We start from the raw sequence: 15905 nt of genomic DNA on the forward strand, positions 1-15905 counted from the left end.
GTCCGGTGACGACGGTGACGTTTCCCCGGACCTCGCTGATCATGGTGATGGGGCCGTCGGCCGTGGCTCCCTCTGCCGACTGCGGTGCCGTCCGGCGCTTGAAGAACCGGTTCACGGCGTGCCCGTCGGAGGCTCGATGCGTACCGAGCCACCCACCCCGTCGATCTGGTGCAGGTCTCCGGCCGTACGCGCCCCGTGGGCCGATTGTGTCCCGCCGCCGCCCTGGCCCTCNNCTGGTGCAGCGAGCCCCCGGTGACGGCGTGGTCCGCCGACTGCCGGGGGCTCCGTGCGAAGAGGCCCACCAGGGCCAGCAGGAACCCCGCCACCGTGAAGAACAGGCTGAGGACGCTGCTCCACTTGTCCGCGGCGTCCAGGCCCTGGAGCACGAGGAAGGCCGCGAGGCCGCCCAGGGCGACCGCCGAGCCAACGACGGCGAGCAGTAAGCGTTTTGTCACTCCGTCATACTGCCCTGCGCACTCCCCCGGCGTCAGCCGACCGGCTCGCCCACGGGCGTCGGCCGAACGCCTCGCCGTCGGCGCCGGCTCACCGCTTTCGCCGTCGGCCCGCCGCCTTCGCCGTGCTCAGCCCCGCAGCAGCCCGAGGACCTTGATCCCGAGCTCCAGGGCCTCGCCGGGCGAGTCGACCGACTGCTGGAGGTCGACGAAGCAGCCGTCGGCGCCGGTGTCGCGCACGCCCGCCAGGACGGCGGCGATCGCGTCCGCCGTGGCTCCGGGGGCGGGGTTGTACCGGATCTGCCGGCGCAGCGCCCCCGGGTCGCGGCCCGCCTCCTCGGCGGCGCGCCGCGCCACGTGCCACAGGCCCTCGGCCACCCCGGGCGGCAGGACGGCGCCGACCCAGCCGGCGGCCCGGCGGCCGACCCGCCGCAGGGCGGCCGGGCTGAAGCCGCCGAGGTAGACGGGCGGTCCGGCGGGCTGGACGGGGCGCAGGCCGACGTACGAGGCGGGGATCGTCCAGTGGGGTCCCTCGTGGCCGAACTCCTCCTGGGTCCAGAAGCCGTGGAGGACGTCGAGCAGCTCGTCGAGGAGGGCGCCGCGCCGGCCGAAGTCGGCACCGACGGCGGTGTACTCGTCCCGCAGCCAGCCGATGCCGAGTCCGACGTCCAGACGTCCGCCGCTGACCTGGTCGAGCGAGGTGAGGGAGCGGGCGAGCAGGGCCGGCGGGTACCAGGGGCCGTTGAGGGTGCTCATGCCGAGCCGGGCGCGGGAGCTCGCGCCGGCGGCGACGGTGAGCACGGTCAGCGGGTCGAGGAAGGTCTTGTACTGGTGGGGGTACGGGTTCTCCGGGGTGTGCCCCGGATAGAGGTCGCTGGGGGCGACCGGGGTCAGGGCGCGGTCGCCGACCCAGAACGAGTCGAACCCGGCGTCCTCGGCGTCGCGCGCGAAGGCCGCGATGCGCTCGGCGCGGGCGTGGGTGCCGTACTGGGGCAGTGCGATGCCTATCTCCATGGCCTCATCCTGGGCGGCGGGGAGGGCCGCGACACGAAGGGCTCGGCGTGTGAGACGCGCCACACGCCGGGCGGGGCCCGTCGGTCGACCGCCTTCGCCGTCGGTTTCAGCTCACCGCCCGGGCCGCCGCCCGGCCCGCCGCGCGGCCCGAGAAGATGCAGCCGCCGAGGAAGGTGCCTTCGAGGGAGCGGTAGCCGTGGACTCCGCCACCGCCGAAGCCGGCCGCCTCGCCCGCCGCGTACACGCCGTCCAGGGGTTCGCCGCCCTCCGTCAGGACGCGGGAGTCGAGGTCGGTCTCCAGGCCACCGAGGGACTTGCGGGTGAGGATGTTGAGGCGCACGGCGATCAGCGGGCCCGCCTTCGGGTCGAGGATGCGGTGCGGGGCGGCCGTACGGATCAGCTTGTCGCCCAGGTACCTGCGGGCGCCGCGGATCGCCGTGACCTGGAGGTCCTTGGTGAAGGGGTTGGTGATCTCGCGGTCGCGGGCGGTGAGCTCGCGGCGCAGGGCGGCCTCGTCGATCAGGGGTTCGCCGGTGAGGGCGTTCATGCCGCGGACGAGGGCGGAGAGGTCGTTCTCGACGACGAAGTCGACGCCGTGGTCCATGAAGGCCTGGACGGGGCCCGGTACGTCGGCGCGGGCGCGGCCGAGGACGTCCCGGACGGACTTGCCGGTGAGGTCGGGGTTCTGTTCGGAGCCGGAGAGCGCGAACTCCTTGCCGATGATGCGCTTGTCGAGGACGAACCAGGTGTGGTCGTGGCCGGTCCGCATGATGTGTTCGAGGGTGCCCAGGGTGTCGAAGCCGGGGAAGAGCGGGACGGGCAGGCGCTTGCCCGTGGCGTCGAGCCAGAGGGAGGACGGTCCGGGCAGGATGCGGATGCCGTGCCGGGCCCAGATGGGGTTCCAGTTCTCGATGCCCTCGGTGTAGTGCCACATCCGGTCGCGGTTGATGTGGCGGGCGCCGGCCTTCTCGGCGACGCCGAGCATCAGTCCGTCGACGTGGGCGGGGACGCCGGAGAGCAGCTTGGCGGGCGGGGTGCCGAGCCGGGCGGGCCACTGCGCGCGGACGAGGTCGTGGTTGCCGCCGATGCCGCCGGAGGTGACGATCACGGCCTGGGCGCGCAGTTCGAAGGTGCCCGTGGCCTCGCGGCTCGACGCGGTGCCGCGGGCGGCGGTGGAGGGGGCCAGGATCTCGCCGGAGACCGTGTCGACGGCTCCGGCGGTGCGGCCGAGCCCGGTGACGCGGTGGCGGAAGCGGAGGTCGACGAGGCCACGGGCGGCGCCCTCGCGGACCCTGCGCTCGAAGGGGGCGACGAGGCCGGGTCCGGTGCCCCAGGTGATGTGGAAGCGGGGTACGGAGTTGCCGTGGCCGTTCGCGTCGTAGCCGCCGCGCTCGGCCCAGCCGACGACGGGGAAGAAGCGCACCCCGCGCGCGTGGAGCCAGGCGCGCTTCTCGCCGGCGGCGAAGTCGACGTACGCCTCGGCCCACTTCCGCGGCCAGTGGTCCTCGGTGCGGTCGAAGCCCGCGGTGCCGTACCAGTCCTGGAGGGCGAGGGCGTGGCTGTCCTTGACGCGCATCCTGCGCTGTTCGGGCGAGTCGACGAGGAACAGGCCGCCGAAGGACCAGTGGGCCTGACCGCCGAGGGACTGCTCGGGTTCCTGGTCGAGAAGGATCACGGTGCGGCCGGCGTCGACCAGCTCGGCGGTGGCGACGAGGCCGGCGAGGCCCGCCCCGATCACGATCACATCAGCGTCGTAGGACATGGACCGCATCTTGGATACACGGGTGTATCGAGTCAACCGTCCGCCCTTTCGCTTTTTTAATGTCGAGCATTAATATGAACGCATGGCGAGGACGTCAGGGCCCGAGACCCGGGACAAACTGATCCGCGCGGCGGAGGAGCTCTTCGCCGCACAGGGCGTCGACGGCGCACAGCTGCGGGACATCGTGGCGCTCGCCGGACAGGCCAATCCCTCCGCGGTGCAGTACCACTTCGGCTCGCGCGCCGGACTGCTCGACGCCGTCATGGCCGGCCGCCAGACCCGTACGGAACAGGTGCTCGCGCCCCTCCTCGACGACGCCGGGGACGACCTGAGGCAGCTGGTCGCCGCGCTCGTCGCCGCCGAGGCCAGCGAGCTGCGCACCGACCGGGGCCGCCGCTGCCTGCGGATCTCCGCGCAGCTCAGCCACGAGAGCGGCGTCCGCACCCGCACCCCCCATCCCACGCTCGCCGGCACCGTCTACTGGCGGCTCATCGAGCGGATCGCCGACCGCCTGGCCGCCGACGGACTCCCCGAGCCCCTGCTCCTGGAGCGCCTCGACCTGGCGCTGACCGTGGTCGGCGCGGCCATGGCGGACCGCGCCCGGCAGTACCTCGACGGCACCGAGCCCCTCACGGACGAGCCCCTCTTCCTCGCCGACCTCGTCGAGACGACCACCGCGCTTCTCCGGGCCGCACAGCCCCGGAGCGTCTGAACACCCCCGAAGGGACCTCCTCTCATGAACGACCTCACCGGCAAGACCGTGCTCATCACCGGCGGCGCCCGCGGCCTGGGCGCCGAGGCCGCCAGGCTGGCCGTCGTCTCCGGCGCGAACGTCGTGATCACCGACGTCCTCGACGAGGACGGCAAGGCCACCGCCGAGGCGCTCGGCGAGCGGGCCCGCTTCTTCCACCACGACGTGACCTCCGAGGAGGAGTGGGCGGCGGCCGTCGCCTTCGCCGTGGCGGAGTTCGGCGGGCTGCACGGCCTGGTGAACAACGCCGGCATCTCGACCGGCGCCCTCCTGGAGACCGAGTCCGTCGAGCACTTCCGCAAGGTCCTCGACATCAACCTGACCGGTGTCTTCATCGGCATGAAGGCCGCGATCCCGGCGATGAGGGAGGCGGGCGGCGGCTCGATCGTCAACATCTCCTCGGCCGCGGGCCTGATGGGCCTGGCCCTGACCGCCGGGTACGGCGCCTCCAAGTGGGGCGTGCGCGGCCTGACGAAGATCGGCGCGGTGGAGCTCGGCACGGCGAAGATCCGCGTCAACTCCGTCCACCCCGGCATGACCTACACCCCGATGACGGCCTCCGTCGGCATCGAGCGCGGCGAGGGCAAGTACCCCAACACGCCGATGGGCCGGGTCGGCGAGGCCGACGAGATCGCGGGCGCGGTCGTCTTCCTGCTCTCGGACGCCGCCTCGTACGTGACGGGCGCGGAGCTCGCCGTGGACGGCGGCTGGACGACCGGTCCGACGATCAAGTACGTCATGGGGCAGTGACGTTTCACGGCGCGGTGATTTCATGGGCGCATGAGCGCTGAAGAGATCGTGGACGTCGTCGACGACAACGACCGGGTGATCGGTCAGGCCCCGCGCGGCGAGGTGCACGCGCGGGGCCTGACCCACCGCTGCGTCTTCATCCGGGTCCGGGACGCCGAGGGCCGGATCTTCGTCCACCGCAGGACGTCGACGAAGCTGTCGTACCCCTCCCTGTACGACATGTTCGTCGGCGGTGTCGTCGGCGCGGGCGAGTCCTACGACGAGGCCGCGCTGCGCGAGGCCGAGGAGGAGCTCGGGGTCTCCGGACTGCCCCGGCCCGAGCCGGTCCTGACGTTCCTGTTCGACGGGGGCGGGGAGGGGAAGTGGTGGTCGGCGGTCTACGAGGTCCGCTGCGACCTGCCGGTCGACCCGCAGGTGGAAGAGGTCGCCTGGCACGCCTTCCTGACGGACGGGGAGCTGGAGGAACGCCTCGGCACCTGGGAGTGGGTGCCCGACGGCCTCGCCGCGTACGAGCTGCTGCGGGCCCGCAGCGGGCATACGGCGGGCTGACCGTCCGGCGCGGGAGCCGCTGCCCGGCGGTCCGATCATCCGACCGTTAGGGTGCACGGGTGAGCGATTTCGTGCAGGGCCTGCGGCTGTGGTTCGCACCGCAGCGGATCCGGGACGAGGGCGAGACCCCCGACTACCGCTTCTCCCTCGCCAACGAGCGGACCTTCCTGGCCTGGATCCGGACCGCGCTCGCCCTCGTCGGCGGCGGCTTCGCCGTCGACCAGTTCCTGCCGGACCTGCGCTGGGGCGTGCGCGTCGGGCTCGCGCTCGCGCTGCTCGCCGCCGGTGTGCTGTGCGCGCTGCGGGCGGTGAACCACTGGGTGCGCTGCGAGCGGGCGATGCGGCGAGGCGAGGACCTGCCCGTCTCCCGGTTCCCCGCGGTGCTCAGTCTCGCGGTGGCCGCGGTGGCGCTGGCGATGGTGGTGCTCGTCGTCTTCGGCTGGGCCGGGCGGTGAGTACGGCCGGCGAGACCCGGGATCCCGGGCTCCAGCCGGAGCGGACCCGGCTCGCGTGGCGGCGTACGACCCTGTCGTGCACGGTCGTCGCGGTGCTCGCCGTGAAACTGACCGCCGGCGACGAGCTCACGGCGAGGGGGCTGATCGTGCTCGCGCTGTCGTCGCTGGTGTGGGTCGCCTTCCTGGCCGTGGCCCACCGCCGGATCCGTTCCCTGGACGCGGCCCGGCCGGTCCCGCTCTCCCACCGGGGCGCGCTGCTCGCGGCGGTGTGCACGATCGCGCTCGCCGTCCTCGGGGCGGCGGTGATCTGGTGAGACGTCCCGGTCCTGCGGGGCCCCTGCGGGACTCCTACGGGACGGGGTGAGGCGCCCCGGTCCTACGGGACGGTCACGACGACCTTGCCGTTGAGGCCGCCCGCCGCGTTGGCGCGCTGGGCCTCGGCCGCCTGTTCCAGCGGGAACGACCTGGCCACCCGTACGGTGAGGACGCCCTCGTCGGCCAGGTCGGCGAGGGCCGCGAGGTCGGCGGCGTCGGGGCGGGTCCAGAAGTAGGTGCCGCCGAGGGCGAGGACCTCGCCGTCGGCGATCGAGGCCAGCCGGCCCTGCGGGGCGAGGAGCGGGGCGGAGAGCTTCAGGAACGGGCCTCCGATGGTGTCGAGGACGGCGTCCACGCCCTGCGGGGCGAGGGCGCGGACCTGGTCGGCGAAGGTCTCCTCGTCGTAGCGGACGGGCTCCGCGCCGAGCTCCGCGACCCGCTCCAGGCCCGCGTCCCTGGCCGCGCCGATGACCCGGCAGCCGAGGTGGCGGGCGATCTGCACGGCCATGGAGCCGACCCCGCCGGCGGCCGCGTGGACGAGGACGGTGTCCCCGGGCCGTACCGCGAGGGGCCGGTGGAGCGCCTGGTACGCGGTGAGGCCGACGAGCGGGAGGGCCGCGGCCTCCTCGAAGCCGAAGGCGCGGGGCTTGCGGGCGAGGGTGCGGACGGGGGCGGCGACGTACTCGGCGAAGGTGCCCCGGGAGAGGAAGTCCTCGCGCACGTACCCCATCACCTCGTCGCCCACGGCGAACTCGGGGACGCAGAGGCCGAGCCGGACGACGACGCCGGAGACGTCCCAGCCGGGGACGACCGGGAAGACCGCGTCCATCAGACCGTCGAGGTACCCGGCCTGGCACTTCCAGTCGACCGGGTTGACGGCGGCCGCCCGCACCTCGATCAGGACCGCGTCCGGTCCGATCTTGGGCTCGGGCAGCTCGCCGTACTCCAGGACCTCGGGACCGCCGTACCGGCTGTAGCTGATCGCCTTCATACCTTCGACCCTCGGTGCGTACGGACCGGCCCGCAAGCCGGGATCAGCCTTCGAGGGCAGCCGGCGGCGGGAGCATGGCACGCGGGTCGCGGCCCGAGGTCCAGAGGCCGATGAGGAAGGCCGTGGTCGCCTCCAGGAGGTCCGCGTGGGCCAGCGGGCCCGCGACGAAGGGGGCGCAGCCCAGGTCGGCGGCGAGGGCGGCGACGAGGGCGAGGGCCTCCTCGTCGTCCCCGCAGAGGGGGACGGCGACCGGTCCGTCCGCGAAGACGGGCGGGGTACGGCTCCACACCGCCGGCGTGACGTGGTTGAAGGCCTTCACCACCCGGGCGCCCGTGGCGGCGGCGAGCGTGCGGGCGGCGCCGGGGCCCTCGCCCGTGGTGAGGACCGGGCCGGGGCCGACCGCGTTGGTGCAGTCGATCAGGATCCGCCCGGGCTCCACCGTCCCTAGGGCCGGCAGGACCGCGTCGTACGGCAGGGCCAGGAGCGTCGCCCCACCGAAGCGGGCGGCCTCGGCGAGGGTGCCCGGCCGGGCCCCCGTGCCCGCGGCGAGCGCGGCGGTCCGTTCCGCGTCCCGGCCGCCGACGAGCACCTCGTGGCCCGCCCTGACCCAGCCTCCGCCGAGCGCCCGTGCCATCGCTCCCGTACCCATGATTCCCACCTGCATCGGGCGTCCTCCCTCACGTACCGTTGTGCGTGCTGTCGTGAACGACCTTAGGCGGGGGGCGACTTACCGAATGGTTACCGACAGGGACTCCGACCGGCATCCCGACAGGGGCCCCGACCGGCTCCTCGCGGACTGCCGGGCGCGGCTCGGTTTCGACCTGCTCGCGAACACCTGGAACGGGGTCGTCCTGTACGCGCTCGCGGACGGGCCGCGGAGGCCCGGCGAGCTGCGGACGGCGATCGGCGGGATCAGCGCGAAGGTCCTGACGGAGACCCTGCGGCGGCTTGAGGGGTACGCGCTGGTGGAGCGGCGGGCGTACGAGGAGACCCCGCCCCGGGTCGAATACGCGCTGACCGCGCTCGGGCGTTCGCTGCTCGGGCCGATCGAGGCGCTGGGCCGGTGGTCGGTGGAGTACGGGGACGCGTTCGCGGCGGCGCAGGGGTGGGACGAGGGGTAGGTCGTCCCGACCTCTCTGGAGGCGCACGTGCGACTGCCCGGGGGCTCCCGTCCGGCTTCCCCGGAGCCGTTCGTCCCGGACTCTTCGGAGGCTCCCCTCCGACTGCCCCGGAGCCGTTCGTTCCGACTTCCCCGGGGCCGGGGCCGACTGGCACTCTTCCCCTGTCCAGTCGGGCTCTCATCCGGGGGAATCCCTTTGTCTGCCACCGATCCCTATGTGGTCACGCTCGCTCCGCACGTGCACGCCTTCGTCCAGCCCGACGGCGGCTGGTGCCTGAACAACGCCGGGTTCATCGGCGACGCGGACGAGTCGCTGCTCGTCGACACCGCCGCCACCGAGCGGCGGGCACGGCTGCTGCGCGAGGCGGTGCTCGCCGAGGGGCTGCCGCTGCCCCGGACCATCGTCTCCACCCACCACCACGGCGACCACACCTACGGCAACGGCGTGTTCCAGCCGGAGGCGCGGATCGTGGGCCACGAGAACTGCCGCGCCGAGCAGATCGCCGCCGGACACCAGCTCCATCTGCTGTGGCCGCAGACCGACTTCGGGCGCGTCGACATCCTGCCGCCCTCCGTCACGTACAGCGAGCGGCTCACCCTGTACGTCGGCGGGATCGAGGTCCGGGTGCTCCACCCGGGCGCCGCGCACACCACGGGCGACTCCATCGTCCATCTCCCGGAGCAGGGCGTCGTCTTCACCGGCGACCTGGTCTTCCACGGCGGGACGCCGTTCCTGCCGATGGGCTCGCTCGCCGGTTCGCTGCGCGCGCTCGATCTGCTGCGGTCACTCGACGCGCCGACGGTGGTGCCGGGGCACGGGCGGGTGACCGACCCCTCGGCGTACGACACCACGGAGCGGTACCTGCTGTGGGTGCGGGAACTGGCCGCCGAGGGGTACGCGAAGGGCGCCACACCGTTGGAGACGGCTCGGGAGGCGGACCTCGGCGAGTTCGCCGCGTGGCGGGAGAGCGAGCGGCTGGTGGCGAACCTGCACCGGGCGTACGCGGAGCTGGAGGGGCTGCCGGAGGGGTCGCCGCTGGATCCTGTGGCGGTGTTCGGGGACATGGCGGCGATGAACGGCGGGGTGCCGGTGGCTTGCCACGCGTAGCGGTCCGTCGCGGGCCGGCGCCCGCCCGTTGTGGGCAGTCGTCCCTCCCCCAGACTCCGTCCGGGAGGTACCCCCTGGGCAAGGGGGTCCCCCTGCCCCGCGGGACGATTGCCCACACGGCAGCGGGCGCGGGCCCACACGGGCGCGGGGTGGAGGCCCGGCCGGGCGCAGGGGTCACCAGTGGTTCGGGGTCCAGTTCGGGTGCGTCGTTCGCATCGCCGCCGCGTCGTCGCGGTCCCTGTACCCGCCGTCGTCCTCCAGCCAGCGCCGGTGCAGGACCGCCAGTGCCCCACGGTCCGGCTCGACCCCCAGCCCCGGTGCGTCGGAGACCCTGAGGCGGCCCTCGCGGAAGACGGGGCGCGGGGTGACGACGTCCTCCGTCTGCCACGGGTAGTGGGTGTCGCAGGCGTGCCGGAGGCCCGGCAGGGTGGCGGCGACCTGGGTCATGGCGGCGAGGCTGATGCCCAGGTGGGTGTTGGAGTGCATGGAGAGCCCGACGCCGTACGTCCGACAGAGCGCGGCCAGTTCGCGGGTGCGGTGGAGGCCGCCCCAGTAGTGGTGGTCGCAGAGGACGATCCGTACCGCGTGCTCCGCGAAGGCCTCCGGGATCTCCTCGAAGGTGGTCACGCACATGTTGGTGGCCAGTGGGACGTCCGTGCGGGCCGCGATCTCGGCCATGGCGGCGATGCCGGTCGCCGGGTCCTCCAGGTACTCCAGGACGTCCCCGAGTTCGCGGGCGACGGCGAGCGAGGTCTCCACGGACCAGGCGCCGTTGGGGTCGAGGCGGAGCGGGCGGCCGGGGAACTCCCGCGCGAGCGCCCGGACGGTCGCGACCTCCCGGTCCGGGGCGAACACCCCGCCCTTGAGCTTGAAGGAGCGGAAGCCGTACTCCCGGTCGAAGCGGCGGGCCTGGGCGACGATGCCGGCCGGGTCGAGGGCGGCGCCCCACGCGTCGGTGCCGGCCCACTTGTGGAAGAGGTAGGCGCTGTATTCGACCTCGTCGCGGACCTTGCCGCCGAGGAGGGCGTGGACGGGCAGGCCGAGGGTCCTGCCGAGCGCGTCGAGGCAGGCGGTCTCGAAGGCGGAGACGACGGAGAGGCGGAGCTTCTCGGCGGTACGGACCCCGCGCAGGCCACTCGCGTCGACCCCCGCGCCCGCGTCCGTGTCCGGAGGCGGCGCCGACTCGAAGAGAGCGTTCACGTCCGTGACCGAGCGCCCCGGAAGGGCCTCTGCCAGTGGGCGGGCGACGTCCAGGTAGACGCCGTCGCCGTACGTTTCGCCGAGGCCGCTCACCCCTCCCCTCGTGACCACTTCCACCACGAGCCGGGGCGTGTAGGGCTGATGGACGCCCTGGGTGTTGAGGAGCGGCGGGTCGGAGACGAGGATCGGGGTCAGCCGGACTTCGTCGACGATCAGCTTCGCGTCCATATCGGACTCCATTCAGCCATACGGTCGGCCGTCGGGGTGCGGGACACGCTTTCCCACCCCCCTCTGGACTGCATACCGACTGGTCGGTCATCATGAACGCCGACCGAAGCCGATCCGGAGGTACGCACGCATGAGCTCCGCCCCGCCGCCAGGACTCGACCCCGAGCAGCTGCACCGATTCCTCGACCGCGAGCGGCCCGGCCTCGTGTCCGGCCCCCTCGAAGCCCGGCTGATCGAGGGCGGCCGGTCGAACCTGACGTACGTCGTGAGCGACGGCACCGGCCGTTGGGTGGTCCGCCGGCCCCCGCTCGGCCACGTCCTCGCCACCGCCCACGACATGCGGCGCGAGCACCGGGTGATCAGCGCCCTGGCCGGGACCGATGTGCCCGTTCCCGGGACCGTGCTGCTCTGCGAGGACGAATCCGTGCTCGGCGCGCCGTTCTACGTCATGGAGTTCGTCGACGGGACTCCGTACCGCTCGGCCCGGCAGCTCGCCCCGCTCGGCCCCGAGCGCACCCGCGCGGCCGTCCTCGGCCTGGTCGACACGCTCGTCGACCTGCACGCCGTCGACCCGGAGGCCGTGGGGCTCGGCGACTTCGGGCGCCCCGAGGGCTTCCTCGACCGGCAGCTGCGCCGCTGGGGCAAGCAACTCGACGCCTCGCGCGGCCGCGAGCTGCCCGGGATCGACGAGCTGCACGCCGCCCTCGGGCGCGCGCTGCCGTCGTCCGGGACGCCGACCGTGATCCACGGCGACTACCGGCTCGACAACGTCCTCGTCGGCGAGGACGACCGGGTCCGGGCCGTCCTCGACTGGGAGATGTCGACCCTCGGCGACCCGCTCACCGACCTCGGCCTCCTCGTCATGTACAGCACGCCGCTGGACCTGCCGGACTCCCCCGTCTCCACGACCGCCACGGCCCCCGGACATCCGAGCCCCGCCGAGCTGGTCGAGCGCTACGCGGCCCGTTCGGGCCGCGACACCTCCGGACTCGCCTGGTACACGGCCTTCGCCTGGTTCAAGCTCGCCGTGATCCTGGAGGGCATCCACTACCGCTGGACCCTCGGGCAGACGGTCGGCGCCGGTTTCGACCGCATCGGCGAACTCGTCCCCGTCTTCATCGAACACGGCCTGACCACCCTTCAGGAGGGCTGACCCATCATGGACTTCGCCTACGACGCCCGTACGGTCGAGCTGCGCGCCAAGCTCCTCGCCTTCATGGACGAGCACGTCTACCCGGCCGAGGCCGTCGCCGAGGAGCAGCGCGCCCGGCTCGCCTCGCCGTGGGACACCCCGCCGGTCGTGGAGGAGCTCAAGGCCGAGGCCAAGCGGCAGGGACTGTGGAACCTCTTCCTCCCTGACGCCGAGTACGGGGCCGGGCTGACCAACCTCCAGTACGCGCCGCTCGCCGAGATCACCGGCCGCAGCCCGCAGCTGGCCCCGACCGCCCTCAACTGCGCCGCCCCGGACACCGGGAACATGGAACTGCTCGCCCAGTTCGGCGACGAGGCGCAGAAGAAGCAGTGGCTGGAGCCGCTCCTCGCCGGCGAGATCCGTTCGGCCTTCGCGATGACCGAGCCCGAGGTCGCCTCCTCCGACGCGACGAACATCGAGACCCGGATCCGGCGGGACGGCGACGAGTACGTCGTCGACGGCCGCAAGTGGTACATCTCCGGGGCGATGAACCCCGACTGCCGGATCTTCATCGTCATGGGCAAGACCGACCCCGAGGGGACCGACCTCCGCCGTCAGCAGTCGATGATCCTCGTGCCGCGCGACACCCCCGGCGTCGAGGTCCGGCGCGCGATGCAGGTGTACGGGTACGAGGACCACTACCACGGCGGCCACGCCGAGGTGATCTTCGACGGGGTCCGGGTCCCGGCCGCGAACATCGTCGGCGAGGAGGGCGGCGGCTTCGCCATCGCGCAGGCACGGCTCGGCCCCGGCCGCATCCACCACTGCATGCGGCTCATCGGCATGGCGGAGCGGGCGGTCGAGCTGATGTGCCGGCGCGCGGTCTCCCGTACCGCCTTCGGCAAGACGCTCGCGCAGCAGGGCGTCGTGCAGAACTGGATCGCCGACGCCCGGGTCACCATCGAGCAGCTGCGGCTCCTCGTCCTCAAGACGGCCTGGCTGATGGACACCGTCGGCAACCGGGGCGCGCACACCGAGATCCAGGCCATCAAGATCGCGACCCCGCGCGCGGTCGTCGACATCATCGACAAGGCCGTGCAGGCGCACGGAGCCGGTGGCGTCTCGCAGGACTTCCCGCTGGCCGAACTGTGGGCGGCGGCGCGGACGCTGAAGCTGGCGGACGGTCCGGACGAGGTGCACCAGAGGTCGCTGGCGCGCCGGGAGCTGAAGAAGTACCTCTAGACCGGGTCTGGACCGGGTCTGGACCCTGCCCTGGACCGGCTCTTACGGGCGCAGGGCCCGCAGCAGGAGGTCGGCGAGGTGGTCGGCCACCTGCTGCGGGGTCAGCGGGCCGTCCGGGCGGTACCACGTCGACAGGTGGTGCACGGAGCCGAAGTGGTAGTCGACGACGAGGTCGGCGGGCGTGGCGGAGGAGAAGACGCCCGCCCGCTGGCCCTCCTCGATCAGGGCCCGGAAGCGCTCGTGGTAGCGGCGCCGCTCGGACCGGACCTGCTTGTGCTTCTCGGGGCTCAGGTGGTGCATGGAGCGGAAGAAGATGGAGGCGTCGTCGAGGTTCTCGATGGTGGTGACGACGACGTCGGCCGCGGCGTCGCGCAGCCGGTCCTCGACGGGCGCGTCGGCGTCCGCGAAGGCGTCGAGCCGTTCCTGCTGGAGGCGCAGGACGCGGGAGTAGACCTCCTGGAGGAGGTCCTCCTTGGAGCCGAAGTAGTGGTAGAGGGCGCCCTTGGTGACCCCGGCGGCCTCGACGATCTCCTGGACGGAGGTGCGGTCGTAGCCCCGCTCGGCGAAGAGCCGGGTGGCGGCGGCGAGGAGCCTCTGGGGGACGGGGGTGCCGCTCCCGTCCGTCGTCCTGGCCATGCTCCGCCGCCTTCCGTGGTGATCGTTTTCGGTCATGGGAACGCGTTCCCGCCGCTAGATCTTCCCATCCGTCGCGACTACGCCTGACGGGTGGCCGTCTCCCAGGTCTGCTGGACGTGGTTCATCGTGCCGAGCCACCGCTCGGGGTCGGTGGCGCGGTTGCGGTAGTAGCCGGCGACCTCGGGGTGGGGCAGGACGAGGAAGCGGTCGGCCCGGATGGCGTCGAGGAGGGCGTCGGCGACGTCCTCGGGCTCGATGGCCGTGGGGGCGAGGACGAGCTCGCCGGCGGATCCGGCGGCGGTGAGCATGTCCGTACGGACGCCCTGCGGGCAGATGGCGTGGACCTTCAGGCCGCGGTGGCGGTAGGTGAGGGACAGCCATTCCGCGAAGGCGTACGCGCCGTGCTTGGAGACGCTGTACGGCGCCGCGCCGATCATGGTGAGCAGTCCGGCGGCGGAGACGGTGGAGACGAAGCGGCCGCTGCCGCGCTCCAGCCACTCCGGGAGGAGGGCGCGGGCCGCGCGGACGTGGGCCATGACGTTGACGTCCCAGGCGGCGGCCCAGACGTCCTCGTCGGCGAAGGCGTCACCCGGCGAGGAGAGTCCGGCGTTGGCGCACCAGACGTCAACGGTGCCGCCGAGGGCTTCACGGGCCTCGTCGACGACGGCGGAGGCGTCGCCGGGAACGGGGACGGCGCCGATCTCCTCGGCGACGGCCTTGGTGCGCCCGGGGTCGAGGTCGTTGACGACGACGCGGGCGCCCTCGGCGGCGAAGCGGCGGGCAAGGGCGGCGCCGATGCCGCCGCCCGCTCCGGTGACGACGACGCCGGCGCCGTGGAGCTCGTTCGTGTCCGCGGTCATGGACCCACCTCTCGGCCGTGATGGTCAGCTGCCAGGATCGGGACAGACTAACCGGTCGGTATGGAGTGGCGGAAGACCCGTTCCGCACGCCTCGTTCCCCGGGGCGGTCAGGAGCGCTAGCGTGCGTGCCCATGTCACTCCCGTCACTCCGAGGAGGTCCTCCCGCATGAGCCTGTCGCGACGGAGTCTGCTGGCCGCCGGAGGCGCCCTGGGGGCGGCCACGGCCACCGCCCCCGCATCCGCCGCCCCCGGTCACGGCCGGGTGCGGACCGGCTTCGAGCGGCTCGCGGCCGACGGGTACGCCCTCCTCGCCGGCGAGCGGGTCGGCATCGTCACCAACCCGACCGGCATCACCCCGGACGCGCGCCACGTCGTCGACGTCATGCACGCCGACGAGCGGGTGGACCTCGTCGCCGTCTTCGGCCCCGAGCACGGCTTCCGGGGCACCGCCCAGGCGGGCGGCTCCGAGGGCCGGTACGACGATCCGGCGACCGGGCTGCCCGTCCACGACACGTACCTGAAGAGCGGGCAGTCCCTCGCGGACGTCTTCACCGCCTCCGGTGTGGACACGGTCGTCTTCGACGTCCAGGACGTCGGCGCCCGCTTCTACACGTACATCTGGACGCTGTACGACTGCATGGTGGCCGCCGCCCTCGCCGGGAAGCGGTTCGTCGTCCTGGACCGGCCGAACCCGGTGACCGGGCGGGCGGCGCTCGGGCCCGTCCTGGACCGGGCGTTCGCGACCTTCGTCGGGCGGGAGCCGATCGCGCAGGCACACGGCATGACGGTCGCCGAGCTGGCCGGTCTCTTCAACGGCGAGTTCCTGGCCGCGCCCGTCGCCCTGGAGACCGTACGGATGACGGGGTGGCGGCGGTCGGAGTTCTTCGACGCGACCGGGCTGCCGTGGGTGCCGCCCAGCCCGAACATGCCGACGCCGGACACCGCGCTCGTCTACTCCGGCACGTGCCTCTTCGAGGGCACGAACCTCTCCGAGGGGCGCGGCACCACCCGCCCCTTCGAACTCCTCGGCGCCGAGGGCATCGACCGGCGGTGGGCGGAGGCGGCGAACGCCCTCGGCCTGCCCGGGGTCCGGTTCCGCGAGGCGTACTTCGCCCCGACCTTCTCCAAGTTCCAGGGGAAGACGATCGGCGGGGTGCAGCTGCACGTCGACGACCGGGACTCCTTCGACCCGGTACGGACCGGGATCGGGCTCCTCGTCACCGCCCGCAGCTCGTGGTCGGGCTTCGCCTGGCGGGCGGACCACTGGATCGACAAGCTGACCGGTTCGACCCGGGTACGGACCCTGATCGACGCGGGCGCGGGCGTCGACGAGGTCGTCG

Annotated in this window: 18 protein-coding genes; 11 read left to right on the top strand and 7 right to left on the bottom strand. The window is 73.2% G+C overall.

Translation table 11 applies throughout. The features are described 5' to 3' along the window. Window positions 1–236: 236 nt before the first annotated feature. Window positions 237–443, top strand: a complete 207-nt coding sequence (locus CCN56_RS33710; RefSeq protein ID WP_143664708.1) for a hypothetical protein — start codon at window positions 237–239, stop codon at window positions 441–443. Window positions 444–581: 138 nt separating this feature from the next. Here CCN56_RS33710 and CCN56_RS33715 read toward each other — a convergent pair whose 3' ends face one another. Together CCN56_RS33715 and CCN56_RS33720 are read right to left on the bottom strand one after the other, a co-directional pair. Further along, on the bottom strand, window positions 582–1466 hold the full coding sequence (locus CCN56_RS33715) for a TIGR03619 family F420-dependent LLM class oxidoreductase (protein WP_086831633.1): 885 nt from the start codon (window positions 1464–1466) through the stop codon (window positions 582–584). Between the two features lie 106 nt (window positions 1467–1572). Continuing rightward, window positions 1573–3228, bottom strand: a complete 1656-nt coding sequence (locus tag CCN56_RS33720; RefSeq protein ID WP_086831634.1) for an FAD-binding dehydrogenase — start codon at window positions 3226–3228, stop codon at window positions 1573–1575. Between the two features lie 82 nt (window positions 3229–3310). Between CCN56_RS33720 and CCN56_RS33725 the strand changes: the two genes are divergently transcribed. Genes CCN56_RS33725 through CCN56_RS33745 form a run of 5 tightly spaced genes read left to right on the top strand, consistent with a single transcriptional unit; the run spans window position 3311 to window position 6047 of the window. Then, window positions 3311–3940 carry a TetR/AcrR family transcriptional regulator gene (locus CCN56_RS33725; protein WP_086831635.1) on the top strand — a complete coding sequence of 210 codons (630 nt, stop codon included), beginning with the start codon at window positions 3311–3313 and terminating at the stop codon, window positions 3938–3940. Window positions 3941–3964: 24 nt separating this feature from the next. Beyond that, window positions 3965–4729 carry a glucose 1-dehydrogenase gene (locus CCN56_RS33730; RefSeq protein ID WP_086831636.1) on the top strand — a complete coding sequence of 255 codons (765 nt, stop codon included), beginning with the start codon at window positions 3965–3967 and terminating at the stop codon, window positions 4727–4729. 30 nt (window positions 4730–4759) lie between these two features. Beyond that, complete coding sequence (locus CCN56_RS33735) at window positions 4760–5278, top strand: NUDIX domain-containing protein (protein ID WP_086831637.1); 519 nt, start codon at window positions 4760–4762, stop codon at window positions 5276–5278. 59 nt (window positions 5279–5337) lie between these two features. Next, window positions 5338–5733 carry a YidH family protein gene (locus CCN56_RS33740; protein WP_086831638.1) on the top strand — a complete coding sequence of 132 codons (396 nt, stop codon included), beginning with the start codon at window positions 5338–5340 and terminating at the stop codon, window positions 5731–5733. Next, a complete protein-coding gene (locus CCN56_RS33745; protein WP_086831639.1) occupies window positions 5730–6047 on the top strand; it encodes a DUF202 domain-containing protein in 318 nt (105 codons plus the stop codon). The genes CCN56_RS33740 and CCN56_RS33745 overlap by 4 nt, the downstream gene beginning before the upstream one ends. Window positions 6048–6109: 62 nt before the next feature. On the opposite strand, the gene CCN56_RS33750 is transcribed toward CCN56_RS33745, so the two are convergent. Both CCN56_RS33750 and CCN56_RS33755 read right to left on the bottom strand, forming a co-directional pair. After that, window positions 6110–7039 (bottom strand): NADP-dependent oxidoreductase, encoded by a 930-nt coding sequence (locus tag CCN56_RS33750; protein WP_086831640.1) that lies wholly within the window; start codon window positions 7037–7039, stop codon window positions 6110–6112. 43 nt (window positions 7040–7082) lie between these two features. Further along, a complete protein-coding gene (locus CCN56_RS33755) occupies window positions 7083–7688 on the bottom strand; it encodes an NADPH-dependent F420 reductase (RefSeq protein WP_256962320.1) in 606 nt (201 codons plus the stop codon). An 85-nt stretch (window positions 7689–7773) separates the two neighbouring features. Here CCN56_RS33755 and CCN56_RS33760 point away from each other — a divergent pair, with 85 nt between their 5' ends. Both CCN56_RS33760 and CCN56_RS33765 read left to right on the top strand, forming a co-directional pair. Continuing rightward, window positions 7774–8160: a helix-turn-helix domain-containing protein gene (locus CCN56_RS33760; protein ID WP_086831642.1), complete on the top strand. Its 387-nt coding sequence runs from the start codon at window positions 7774–7776 to the stop codon at window positions 8158–8160. Between the two features lie 195 nt (window positions 8161–8355). After that, window positions 8356–9267, top strand: a complete 912-nt coding sequence (locus CCN56_RS33765) for an MBL fold metallo-hydrolase (RefSeq protein ID WP_086831643.1) — start codon at window positions 8356–8358, stop codon at window positions 9265–9267. Window positions 9268–9441: 174 nt separating this feature from the next. On the opposite strand, the gene CCN56_RS33770 is transcribed toward CCN56_RS33765, so the two are convergent. Beyond that, on the bottom strand, window positions 9442–10695 hold the full coding sequence (locus tag CCN56_RS33770; protein ID WP_086831644.1) for an enolase C-terminal domain-like protein: 1254 nt from the start codon (window positions 10693–10695) through the stop codon (window positions 9442–9444). A 130-nt stretch (window positions 10696–10825) separates the two neighbouring features. Here CCN56_RS33770 and CCN56_RS33775 point away from each other — a divergent pair, with 130 nt between their 5' ends. Then, window positions 10826–11848: a phosphotransferase family protein gene (locus CCN56_RS33775; RefSeq protein ID WP_086831645.1), complete on the top strand. Its 1023-nt coding sequence runs from the start codon at window positions 10826–10828 to the stop codon at window positions 11846–11848. Between the two features lie 6 nt (window positions 11849–11854). Next, window positions 11855–13069 carry an acyl-CoA dehydrogenase family protein gene (locus CCN56_RS33780; RefSeq protein ID WP_086831646.1) on the top strand — a complete coding sequence of 405 codons (1215 nt, stop codon included), beginning with the start codon at window positions 11855–11857 and terminating at the stop codon, window positions 13067–13069. A gap of 42 nt (window positions 13070–13111) precedes the next feature. Here the strand turns inward: CCN56_RS33780 and CCN56_RS33785 are convergent, their stop codons facing one another. After that, the gene (locus CCN56_RS33785) at window positions 13112–13705 is read right to left on the bottom strand and encodes a TetR/AcrR family transcriptional regulator (RefSeq protein WP_041128430.1); all 594 of its coding nucleotides are present in this window, start codon (window positions 13703–13705) and stop codon (window positions 13112–13114) included. A 77-nt stretch (window positions 13706–13782) separates the two neighbouring features. Continuing rightward, window positions 13783–14565 carry an SDR family oxidoreductase gene (locus tag CCN56_RS33790; RefSeq protein ID WP_086831647.1) on the bottom strand — a complete coding sequence of 261 codons (783 nt, stop codon included), beginning with the start codon at window positions 14563–14565 and terminating at the stop codon, window positions 13783–13785. A 166-nt stretch (window positions 14566–14731) separates the two neighbouring features. Between CCN56_RS33790 and CCN56_RS33795 the strand changes: the two genes are divergently transcribed. Further along, the coding region (locus CCN56_RS33795; RefSeq protein WP_086831648.1) for an exo-beta-N-acetylmuramidase NamZ domain-containing protein at window positions 14732–15905 on the top strand (1174 nt) is incomplete at its 3' end.

The sequence above is a fragment of the Streptomyces sp. NRRL B-24572 genome (assembly GCF_002156145.1).
Taxonomy (GTDB): domain Bacteria; phylum Actinomycetota; class Actinomycetes; order Streptomycetales; family Streptomycetaceae; genus Streptomyces; species Streptomyces vietnamensis.